At 60.2% G+C, this 9,460-nt stretch carries 12 protein-coding genes; 2 read left to right on the top strand and 10 right to left on the bottom strand.

Going from position 1 to position 9,460, the window contains the following annotated elements:
- Positions 1-93 precede the first annotated feature (93 nt).
- The 9 genes from EJA72_RS18170 to EJA72_RS18130 all read right to left on the bottom strand — a co-directional run bounded on the left by EJA72_RS18170 (position 94) and on the right by EJA72_RS18130 (position 6,810).
- Positions 94-417 (bottom strand): DUF3392 domain-containing protein, encoded by a 324-nt coding sequence (locus EJA72_RS18170; RefSeq protein ID WP_157712796.1) that lies wholly within the window; start codon positions 415-417, stop codon positions 94-96.
- Positions 418-439: 22 nt separating this feature from the next.
- Positions 440-1,645 carry a radical SAM family heme chaperone HemW gene (gene hemW, locus EJA72_RS18165; protein ID WP_157712795.1) on the bottom strand — a complete coding sequence of 402 codons (1,206 nt, stop codon included), beginning with the start codon at positions 1,643-1,645 and terminating at the stop codon, positions 440-442.
- Positions 1,642-2,238, bottom strand: coding sequence for an RdgB/HAM1 family non-canonical purine NTP pyrophosphatase (gene rdgB / locus EJA72_RS18160; protein ID WP_157712794.1), 597 nt, complete (start codon positions 2,236-2,238; stop codon positions 1,642-1,644). The genes hemW and rdgB overlap by 4 nt, the downstream gene beginning before the upstream one ends.
- Positions 2,235-2,669, bottom strand: coding sequence for a DUF4426 domain-containing protein (locus tag EJA72_RS18155; RefSeq protein WP_157712793.1), 435 nt, complete (start codon positions 2,667-2,669; stop codon positions 2,235-2,237). Before EJA72_RS18155 ends, rdgB begins: the two co-directional genes overlap by 4 nt.
- A gap of 27 nt (positions 2,670-2,696) precedes the next feature.
- Entirely contained in the window at positions 2,697-3,317 is a 621-nt protein-coding gene (gene metW / locus EJA72_RS18150) for a methionine biosynthesis protein MetW (RefSeq protein ID WP_157712792.1), read from the bottom strand.
- Positions 3,318-3,324: 7 nt separating this feature from the next.
- Positions 3,325-4,464, bottom strand: a complete 1,140-nt coding sequence (locus tag EJA72_RS18145) for a homoserine O-acetyltransferase (protein ID WP_157712791.1) — start codon at positions 4,462-4,464, stop codon at positions 3,325-3,327.
- Between the two features lie 192 nt (positions 4,465-4,656).
- Positions 4,657-5,244 (bottom strand): YggT family protein, encoded by a 588-nt coding sequence (locus EJA72_RS18140; RefSeq protein WP_157712790.1) that lies wholly within the window; start codon positions 5,242-5,244, stop codon positions 4,657-4,659.
- Positions 5,245-5,268: 24 nt separating this feature from the next.
- Positions 5,269-6,087 (bottom strand): pyrroline-5-carboxylate reductase, encoded by an 819-nt coding sequence (proC, locus tag EJA72_RS18135; RefSeq protein WP_157712789.1) that lies wholly within the window; start codon positions 6,085-6,087, stop codon positions 5,269-5,271.
- 36 nt (positions 6,088-6,123) lie between these two features.
- Positions 6,124-6,810 (bottom strand): YggS family pyridoxal phosphate-dependent enzyme, encoded by a 687-nt coding sequence (locus EJA72_RS18130; protein ID WP_157712788.1) that lies wholly within the window; start codon positions 6,808-6,810, stop codon positions 6,124-6,126.
- Between the two features lie 57 nt (positions 6,811-6,867).
- On the opposite strand from EJA72_RS18130, the gene EJA72_RS18125 reads away from it, so the two are divergent.
- Positions 6,868-7,902 carry a type IV pilus twitching motility protein PilT gene (locus EJA72_RS18125; RefSeq protein ID WP_157712787.1) on the top strand — a complete coding sequence of 345 codons (1,035 nt, stop codon included), beginning with the start codon at positions 6,868-6,870 and terminating at the stop codon, positions 7,900-7,902.
- 184 nt (positions 7,903-8,086) lie between these two features.
- Here EJA72_RS18125 and EJA72_RS18120 read toward each other — a convergent pair whose 3' ends face one another.
- A complete protein-coding gene (locus tag EJA72_RS18120) occupies positions 8,087-8,707 on the bottom strand; it encodes a C40 family peptidase (protein WP_157712786.1) in 621 nt (206 codons plus the stop codon).
- A gap of 250 nt (positions 8,708-8,957) precedes the next feature.
- Here EJA72_RS18120 and EJA72_RS18115 point away from each other — a divergent pair, with 250 nt between their 5' ends.
- Positions 8,958-9,389, top strand: coding sequence for a TM2 domain-containing protein (locus tag EJA72_RS18115; RefSeq protein WP_157712785.1), 432 nt, complete (start codon positions 8,958-8,960; stop codon positions 9,387-9,389).
- The last annotated feature ends 71 nt before the right edge of the window (positions 9,390-9,460 follow it).

The following is a 9,460-nucleotide window of genomic DNA, read 5'->3' as shown; positions in this document are numbered from 1 at the left end:
CTGCTGGCGATGGTGTGTCAGTCGACATCAAGGTGTCTGACACGCCATCGCCAGCAGGCTGGCTCCCACAGTTGTTTTTGGTTGTAGATGAAATCAGCGGCGGTCGGCGACTACGCCGATGAGCACCAGCACCACCAGCAATACCGGCGCCAGGCTGTAGTTGTTGAACTGGCTCAGGCCTTTGATGATCCACGGCGTGGCGTAGATCAGCGCCAGGCCGCTGCCAACCATGCACAGCAGGGCCATCAGCGGGACGCGCAAGGCGCCGGCGATGCTGCCCAGGCGTTGGTCGACCCAACCTTTGATGTCCGCGCCGAACAGCACCAGCAAACAGCCCACCAGCGCCAGCGAAATTTCTGACAGGTTGCTGCGGCTCCAGCGGGAGACGGTGGCGAGCAGGTCGAGTATCAAATCCATTCGTTTTCCCTTAAGGCTGAAATCAGCTCAGAAATTTTTGCAGCAAATCATTGAGAAACAGTTGTCCGCGCTCGGTGGCCACCAGGCGTGACGGTTCGACCTGCAACAAGCCACTTTGTTCGGCTTCACGCCGGGCTTCGGCCAGGCTGTCCAGGCTCAACCCGGTGCGCGCTGGATACAGCCGGGAATCGACGCCTTCAGTCAGGCGCAAGGCGTTCATCAGGAACTCGAACGGCATTTCTTCGTTGGTCAGCGCTTTCTCGCCAGCCTTGTAGCTTTTGGCCGGGTTCAGGTAATCCTTCGGCAAACGGGTTTTCCAGGTGCGCACGATGCGCCCGTCCGGATGGCTCAGCTTGCCGTGGGCACCGGCGCCGATGCCGATGAAATCGCCGAAGCTCCAGTAATTGAGGTTATGCCGTGCCGGACGACCGGGCAGGGCATACGCCGACACTTCGTATTGCACGTAACCGTGCTCGGCCAGCAGCGCCTGACCCGCTTCCTGAATGTCCCACAGCGTGTCGTCTTCGGGAAGAACAGGCGGCTGGTTCCAGAACACCGTGTTCGGTTCCAGCGTCAGTTGGTACCAGGACAAATGCGTCGGCTTCAGGGCGATGGCCTGGCGCAGGTCGCTCAGGGCGTCGTCCAGCGACTGATCGGGCAAGCCGTGCATCAAGTCCATGTTGAAGTTATCGAACCCGGCCTGACGCGCCATGCCGGCGGCGCGCACTGCTTCGTCGCCGTTGTGAATGCGTCCCAGCGCCTTGAGCTTCTCTTCTTGAAAACTCTGGATGCCGATCGACAGGCGATTGATGCCCAGCGCGCGGTAGGCTACGAACTTGTCTTGCTCGAACGTGCCGGGATTGGCTTCCAGGGTGATTTCAATGTCACTGGCAAACGCAATGCGTTGCTCGACGCCTTCCAGCAATCGCCCCAGGGCTTCGGCGCTGAACAGGCTCGGTGTGCCGCCGCCAAAGAAGATCGAACTCAGTTCACGGCCATACACGGCGTGCAGGTCCTGATCGAGGTCGGCCAGCAAGGCGTCGACATACTCCTGCTCCGGCAGCACCGGGCTGGCGGTATGGGAGTTGAAGTCGCAATAAGGGCATTTGCGCACGCACCACGGGATGTGGATGTACAGCGCAAGGGGCGGCAGCACGGGGAGCGCGGCCCGAGGCGATTGTGCGGCACCGCCGTAGATCAGCGGTGACGCGGATGAGTCGTGGGTCATTTCAGGCCCAGACGCTGGCGCAGCAGATCCATTGCACGGGCGCGGTGACTGATGAGGTTCTTTTCGCTCGGGCTCAGCTCGGCGCTGGAGCAATCACGTTCCGGTACCCAGAACAGCGGATCGTAGCCAAACCCGTGTTCACCGCTGGCGGCTGGCAGAATCCGCCCGTGCCACAGGCCTTCGCAAAGAATCGGCAGCGGATCGTCAGCGTGACGGACCAGCGCCAGCACGCAGACGAATTGCGCGCCGCGCTCGTCCTGCGGCACGTCCTTCAAGGCATTGAGCAGTTTGGCGTTGTTCGCCGCATCGCCCTGGCCATCGGCGTAACGCGCCGAGTAGATCCCCGGCGCACCGCCAAGGAAATCCACCGCCAGCCCGGAATCGTCGGCCAGCGCCGGCAGGCCGGAAATGCGCGCGGCATTGCGGGCCTTGAGGATGGCATTCTCGACGAACGACAGGCCGGTTTCTTCAGGTTCCACCTGGCTGAACTCGCCGATCGAGCGCAATTGCACCGAATCGCCGAGCATGGCCTGGAGTTCCTTGAGTTTGCCGGCGTTGTGGCTGGCCAGTACGAGTTGCGTGAAGTTCATCATTCGCCGGGGAAAAGCTCTTGGTTGAAATTGATGGTGTTGATCTTGTCACCGTTCTGCACCTTGATCTCGAAGGTGCGGGTTTCCTGCTGTTCAACCGGGTATTGGGCGATGTAGTAGATCGCGCCTTGCTCGGTGATCTGGCGGAAATTCAGGTTCACGCTCTGGCTGGTCAGGTCTTTGACCGTGCCGCTGACCTGGGCCATCTGCGGTTTGCCGTCCTTGATCACCGAAATATTGATCACGCCTTGGTTTTTGCTGCGTGTGAGCTGCGCGGCCTTGGCGATGTCCGGTGTCAGGAACGTGGAGTTGAAGGTGTTGTAGTGCACCGTCGTGTCGCCAAATTGTTCCTGGCGATCGCCTTTGATGGCGTCGGCAGCCATGGCGGTGATGCTCAGACAGGCAGTAAGTAACAGCAGCGCTAGACGACCCATGATCGTTCTCCCTTGGAATAGCGTGGTTCAGACCGCGATCTTGTGATCCTGCAGTCCTGGACTGCTGACGCGGTAAATACCGATCTCACCTAACAGATTAGGCCATAGCTTACTGGCCCACCCGTGGCGGTGCTGTTGATCCACGGCAAGCCGATCAATGACCTTGGCTTCACGTTCGCGGCACAGTTCTTCAAAGTCGCCGAAGGTGCAGAAGTGAATGTTCGGCGTGTTGTACCAGGTGTACGGCAGAAACTCGGACACTGGCATCCGGCCCTTGCTCGCCAGGTACCAGCGGCAGCGCCAGTGACCGAAGTTGGGGAAGGTAATGATGCATTGGCGCCCGACCCGCAGCATTTCGTCGAGGATCTTGTCCGGGTAGTGCACGGCTTGCAGCGCCTGGGTCATGACCACGATGTCGAAGCTGTTGCTGGCAAAGTTGCCGAGGCCCTTGTCCAGGTCCTGCTCGATGACGTTGATGCCTTTGGCCACGCACTCGGCAATGTTGTCGGCGTCGTTTTCCAGGCCGTAGCCGGTCACTTGCTTGTTGTCGCGCAGCCAGGTCAGCAACTCACCGTCACCGCACCCGAGGTCGAGCACGCGGCTGCCGGCGGGGATCCATTCCTGGATGATTTCCAGATCAGCTCTCATGGCTTTCTCACAACGTAATGCGGTTCATGTAATTGCTGAACGCCTGCAGGTAGCGCGGAATCGGAATCAGGAAGGCGTCATGGCCTTGCGGAGCGTCGATTTCGAGGTAGCAGACATCTTTTTTGGCCGCCATCAGCGCGTCCACCAGTTCCCGCGAGCGGGCAGGGGAGAAGCGCCAGTCGGTGGTGAAGGACATCACGCAGAACCGGGCCTTGGCGTTGGCGAAGGTTTTTGCCAGGTCGTCGTTGAAGTTGGCGGCCGGGTCGAAGTAGTCCAGCGCCTTGGTCATCAACAGGTACGTGTTGGCGTCGAAACGCCCGGAGAACTCTTCGCCCTGATAACGCAGGTAGCTTTCGACCTGGAACTCGACGCTGTGGAAGTCGTAGTTGAGCTTTTCGCTCTTCAGGCCACGGCCGAATTTTTCGCCCATGGAGTCGTCGGACAGGTACGTGATGTGCCCGACCATCCGCGCCAGCATCAAGCCGCGCTTGGGGATCACCCCGGCTTCCTGGAACGAACCGCCGTGGAATTCGGGGTCGGTGAGGATGGCCTGACGGGCGACTTCGTTAAACGCAATGTTCTGAGCCGACAGCTTGGGGGCCGAAGCGATGGCCAGGCAGTGACGGATGCGATCGGGGTAGGTGATGCTCCATTGCATCGCCTGCATGCCGCCGAGGCTACCGCCAATGACGGCCGCCCACTGGCTGATGCCGATCCGGTCAGCCAGGCGTGCCTGGCTGTGTACCCAGTCTTCCACGGTCAACACCGGGAAGTCGGCGCCGAAGGGTTTTCCGGTGTCCGGGTTGATGCTGCTGGGGCCGGTGGAGCCGTTGCAACCACCGAGGTTGTTCAGGCTGACCACGAAGAACTTGTTGGTGTCGATGGGCTTGCCGGGGCCGATGCAGCTGTCCCACCAACCGGGCTTGCGGTCGTCGGGGCTATGGAAGCCGGCGGCGTGGTGGTGCCCGGACAAGGCGTGGCAGATCAGCACGGCGTTGCTCGCCGTGGCGTTCAGCGTGCCGTAGGTCTCGTAAATCAGGTCATAGGCTGGAAGCGAACGGCCACAGGCCAAGGCCAGGGGCTCGTTGAAGTGCGCCACTTGCGGCGTCACCAGGCCAACAGAATCGGCGGGAAAGGCAGTTGGCATCGACCCTGCTCTCGTTGAAATGAGGCGTAAGTCTAAAGACCGCTGCCTTTAGCAGCAAGCTAAGGCCGGACCTGATTTCATTCGGCTGGACCGAGCTGCATTCATCGCGAGCAGGCTCGCTCCCACAATGGAATGGGAACCCCTGTGGGAGTGAGCCTGCTCGCGATGAACGATAACGCGGTCAGCCAGAAATCAGATCAGCCCAAACAGTTCCTTCGGCATCAGCGCGTAGTAAGCCAGGCGCGGAATCAGCCAGCTCTGCAGCAACTGCAGTGCAATGAACGCGAAGATCGGCGAGATATCGAGGCCGCCCAGGTTCGGAATGATCCGGCGGAACGGAGCGAGTACTGGCTCAGTGATCTGCGTCACCAGCTCGGCGGCCGGGCTGCGGCTGCCCGGGGCGACCCAGGACAGAATCACGCTGATGATCATCGCGTAGAACAGCACCTTCAAAAACAGCGAGAAGATGCCGATCAGCGCCCACGGTGCCAGGAACAGCACGTCGACCTTGTAGCCGCTGAGCAGCAGGATGACCGCGAACAGCGCCATCTGCACGATCAGCGCCAGGACCAGCGACGACATGTCCAGCCCGAACATGCTCGGGATGACCCGGCGCAGAGGTTTGAGCAGGGGTTGGGTTGCTTTCACGGCGAACTGGCAGAGCGGGTTGTAGAAATTCGCCCGGACCAGCTGCAGGATGAAGCGCAACAGTACGATCAGCAGGTACAGGCTGCCCAGGGTTTGAATCACGAAAATGGCAGCGTCATTGAGTCCAAGCATCATTGATTCCTTTGTAAGAGCTGATTAGCGACCGAGCTGCTCAGCCATCTCGGCCGAGCGGTGCGCAGCGGCGCCGAGTGCTTTTTCGACCAGGGCTTCAAAGCCCCCGGCTTGGAACGACTTGATGGCCGCCTCCGTGGTGCCCGCAGGCGAAGTCACGCGGCGACGCAGTTCAGCGGCGTCGACATCACTGGCCACGGCCATGTGCGCGGCGCCGAGTGCGGTTTGCAGGGTCAGTTGGGCGGCGATGTCGGCGGGCAGGCCGAGCTTCACGCCCGCGGCGGTCATGGCTTCGATCAGCAGGAAGAAATACGCCGGGCCCGAGCCGGACACAGCGGTCACCGCGTCCAGTTGCTGCTCTTCGGTCAGCCACAACGCAATGCCGACAGCCGACAGCAGTTCTTGCGCTTGCTGGCGTTGATCGGCGCTCACTTGTGCGGTGGCGAACAGCCCGCTGACGCCCTGACGCAGTAGCGCCGGAGTGTTCGGCATGCAACGCACGATCGGTTGCGCGCCGAGCCAGTTGTTCATGCTGGCGCAGGTGATGCCGGCGGCGATGGACACGACCAGTTGGTTCGGCTTGAGGCTCGGGCGAATCGCTTCGCAGACGGCTTTCATCGCCTGGGGCTTGACCGCCAGCACGACCACGTCCGCGTCGCGGATGGCGTCGGCGTTGTCGGCGAAGACTTCAATGCCGTGTTCGGCATTCACTTTGGCGCGGGTTTCAGCCCCCGGATCGCTGGCGCGAATCTGCGCGGCGTCCAGGCCTTTGGCGCGCAGACCACCGATCAGGCTGGCGGCCATGTTGCCGGCACCGATAAAGGCAATACGAGTCTTGCTCATGTCAGGTCCTTATAAATAGAAGCGTCGGTCATGGGGTCACGGCTGACTGTAGTCACGGGCTCCAAAGAGGGCCGTGCCGATGCGGACCCACGTGGCGCCTTGAGCGATGGCCGACTCGAGGTCGTGGCTCATGCCCATGGAAAGTGTGTCGAGTGGCAGATTGAGGCTGGCTTGCAACTGTTGCACGGCAGCAAAAGCGGCATCCTGCTCAGCACGGTCTTCAGTCGGCTCGGGAATCGCCATCAACCCGCGCAGTTTGAGGCGCGGCAATTCGCTGATGGCCTTGGCCAGGGCCGGCAGGTCGGCCGGGGTGCAGCCGGATTTGCTGGCTTCACCGCTGACGTTGACCTGAATGCAGATGTTCAACGGCGGCATATCGGCAGGGCGTTGCTCGGACAGTCGTTGTGCGATTTTCAAGCGATCCACGGAGTGCACCCAAGCGAAATGCTCGGCGATTGCACGAGTCTTGTTCGATTGAATGGGGCCGATGAAGTGCCAGATCAAGGGCAGGTCAGCCAATTCGAGTTGTTTGCTCAGGGCTTCCTGCAGGTAGTTCTCGCCAAAGTCGCGCAACCCGGCGGCATAGGCCTCGCGCAGCGCCTCGGCGGGTTTGGTCTTGCTCACGGCCAGCAGCTGGACGCTGTGCGCGTCGCGGTGGGCGGCGAGTGTGGCGGCGTTTATGCGCGAACTAACCTGGACGATGTTGTCTGCTATCGTGGACATTCAAGAGGCGCCAGCGGGTCTGAGGTTGGCGGCATTCTACTGGAATTGAGGAGTGCTATGGATATCACTGAGCTGCTGGCCTTCAGCGCAAAACAGGGCGCGTCCGACTTGCACCTGTCGGCCGGCCTGCCGCCGATGATTCGCGTGGATGGCGATGTGCGGCGCATCAATTTGCCAGCCCTGGACCACAAACAGGTTCAGGCGCTGATCTACGACATCATGAACGATACCCAGCGGGTGGACTTCGAGAAGCACCTTGAAACCGATTTTTCCTTTGAGGTGCCCGGCGTGGCGCGCTTCCGGGTCAATGCGTTCAACCAGAATCGCGGTGCCGGGGCGGTGTTCCGGACCATTCCGTCCAAGGTCCTGAGCATGGACGACCTTGGGATGGGGGATGTGTTTCGCAAGATTACCGAAGCCCCGCGTGGCCTGGTGCTGGTCACGGGGCCGACCGGCTCCGGCAAATCCACGACCCTGGCGGCGATGATCGATTACCTGAACAACCATCGGCACCACCACATTCTGACCATCGAAGACCCGATCGAATTCGTCCACGAATCGCGCAAATGCCTGATCAACCAGCGCGAAGTCCATCGCGACACCCGCAGCTTCGCCACCGCCCTGCGCTCGGCCCTGCGTGAGGACCCGGACGTGATCCTGGTCGGGGAGATGCGCGATCTGGAGACGATTCGCCTGGCGCTGACCGCCGCCGAGACCGGTCACCTGGTGTTTGGCACGCTGCACACCACCTCCGCGGCAAAAACCATCGACCGGGTGGTGGATGTGTTTCCGGGAGACGAAAAATCCATGGTGCGCTCGATGCTGTCGGAGTCGTTGCTGGCAGTGGTGTCGCAGACACTGGTGAAGAAAATCGGCGGGGGGCGGATTGCGGCCCATGAAATCATGCTGGGTACGTCGGCGATCCGGAATTTGATCCGCGAAGACAAGGTGGCGCAGATGTACTCGTCGATTCAGACCGGCGGGAACCTGGGGATGCAGACGCTGGATATGTGCTTGAAGGAGCTGGTGAGCAAGGGGTTGATCAGTCGTGATCATGCGCGGGAGAAGGCGCGGTCACCGGATAATTTCTGAGGGGGATTGCTTAATCAGAGGGTTGAAGCGCTGATCTGAGGGGTGAAATGCTGACCTGTGGCGAGGGAGCTTGCTCCCGCAGGGTTGCGTAGCGACCCCAAAAAACTGCGAGCGCTACGCACTCGAGCGGGAGCAAGCTCCCTCGCCACAAGTGCCCGCCTTCAAGAGAGGGTGGGCATCAAAATCAGCGCTGTACGACGCGCATCTGCCCTGGTTCTTTAGGCATGACCCGCTTGGCAACCACGTAGTGGCTTTCCCAGTACGGTTTCTTCAAGGTGTCGATGGTGACCGACTTGCCACGACGCGGTGCGTGGATGAAGCGGTCGTTGCCCAGGTAGATGGCAACATGATTGACCCGGCGGCTCTTGATGTTGAAGAAAATCAGGTCGCCTGGCTTCAGATCGCTGCGATCGACTTTCTCGCCATGGCCGCTGGCCATCGCATTCGACGTGCGCGGCAGGTCGAACGTGGCGTCGTTGAACGCGTATTTCACCAGGCCACTGCAATCGAACCCTTTACTTGGGCTGCTGCCGCCCCAACGGTAAGGTGTACCGAGGACGTTCACGGCGCGGCTCAACACGTTGCTGCTTTCCTTGCTCGCCATGGGCGGTACAAGTTTGCTGTTGTCTTTGCTCAGCTGAGTCGAATGCTTTGCAGCTTGTTTGTTTTTGCTCGATGGAGCAGAAACGTGGGATTTTGGGGTGTAACCATTAACGTTAGGAAGACGTTGCTCACGATTGGTGGCGTGGGCGGCCAGTGGCATCAAAAGGCAAATGGTTAGCCATGTCTTGAAAAATGGACGCATTAGGCAAGGCTCATATGGGTTAGCGCGAAACTTTATAACAGCTTTTTTGTCCCTTCCGAGGCCGTTGGTCGATTCAACCTTGGGGGCAACGGAACCAAATAAGCGGCAAATTGACGCAATTGTCGGACAGAAGTCAGGTGCTATAAGGCTTTGACGGGAGCCACGGTAACATTTGCCATACGTCGGCAACCTGTAAAAAAGTCACAAAGAATTCAAGAATATTTATCTATCGTGTGATTCGAGGTCCTTCATGAACACCTATCAACAGGCTGGCTCGCAGCAAGATACGCACAGCAAGGTGATCGGTTACCTGCTGTGGATTTTCGGTTTTACGGGGGCTCACCGCTTCTATTACGGCAAGCCGGTGACCGGGACGATCTGGTTCCTTACCTTCGGTTTGTTGGGAATTGGCTGGCTGATCGACGTGTTTCTGATCCCGGCCATGGACCGCGAAGCCGACCTGCGGTTTACCGCCGGGCCGATCGAATACAACGTGGCGTGGATTCTGCTGACGTTTCTTGGCGTGTTCGGCGTGCACCGGATGTATCAGGGGAAGTGGATCAGCGGCTTGCTGTACCTGGTGACGGGCGGGTTGTTCTTTGTGGGCGTGCTGTATGACTTCTGGACGTTGAATGACCAGGTTTCTGTGCGCAACGCGCAGAATCGCGGCACTTTCCAGTAACTTGTGGCGAGGGAGCTTGCTCCCGCTGGACTGCGCAGCAGACCTGTTTTGGGGCCGCTACGCGACCCAGC

Source organism: Pseudomonas sp. PB120, from assembly GCF_009761815.1.
Lineage (GTDB): Bacteria > Pseudomonadota > Gammaproteobacteria > Pseudomonadales > Pseudomonadaceae > Aquipseudomonas.
This window is presented reverse-complemented; position numbering and strand designations above follow the sequence as displayed.

Coding starts and splice junctions, on each gene's coding strand:
- hemW (WP_157712795.1), bottom strand. CDS start 1,645: ATGACCCACGACTCATCCGCGTCACCGCTGATCTACGGCGGTGCCGCA.
- metW (WP_157712792.1), bottom strand. CDS start 3,317: ATGAGAGCTGATCTGGAAATCATCCAGGAATGGATCCCCGCCGGCAGC.
- EJA72_RS18170 (WP_157712796.1), bottom strand. CDS start 417: ATGGATTTGATACTCGACCTGCTCGCCACCGTCTCCCGCTGGAGCCGC.
- EJA72_RS18115 (WP_157712785.1), top strand. CDS start 8,958: ATGAACACCTATCAACAGGCTGGCTCGCAGCAAGATACGCACAGCAAG.
- EJA72_RS18145 (WP_157712791.1), bottom strand. CDS start 4,464: ATGCCAACTGCCTTTCCCGCCGATTCTGTTGGCCTGGTGACGCCGCAA.
- EJA72_RS18130 (WP_157712788.1), bottom strand. CDS start 6,810: ATGTCCACGATAGCAGACAACATCGTCCAGGTTAGTTCGCGCATAAAC.
- EJA72_RS18120 (WP_157712786.1), bottom strand. CDS start 8,707: ATGCGTCCATTTTTCAAGACATGGCTAACCATTTGCCTTTTGATGCCA.
- EJA72_RS18125 (WP_157712787.1), top strand. CDS start 6,868: ATGGATATCACTGAGCTGCTGGCCTTCAGCGCAAAACAGGGCGCGTCC.
- rdgB (WP_157712794.1), bottom strand. CDS start 2,238: ATGATGAACTTCACGCAACTCGTACTGGCCAGCCACAACGCCGGCAAA.
- proC (WP_157712789.1), bottom strand. CDS start 6,087: ATGAGCAAGACTCGTATTGCCTTTATCGGTGCCGGCAACATGGCCGCC.
- EJA72_RS18140 (WP_157712790.1), bottom strand. CDS start 5,244: ATGCTTGGACTCAATGACGCTGCCATTTTCGTGATTCAAACCCTGGGC.
- EJA72_RS18155 (WP_157712793.1), bottom strand. CDS start 2,669: ATGGGTCGTCTAGCGCTGCTGTTACTTACTGCCTGTCTGAGCATCACC.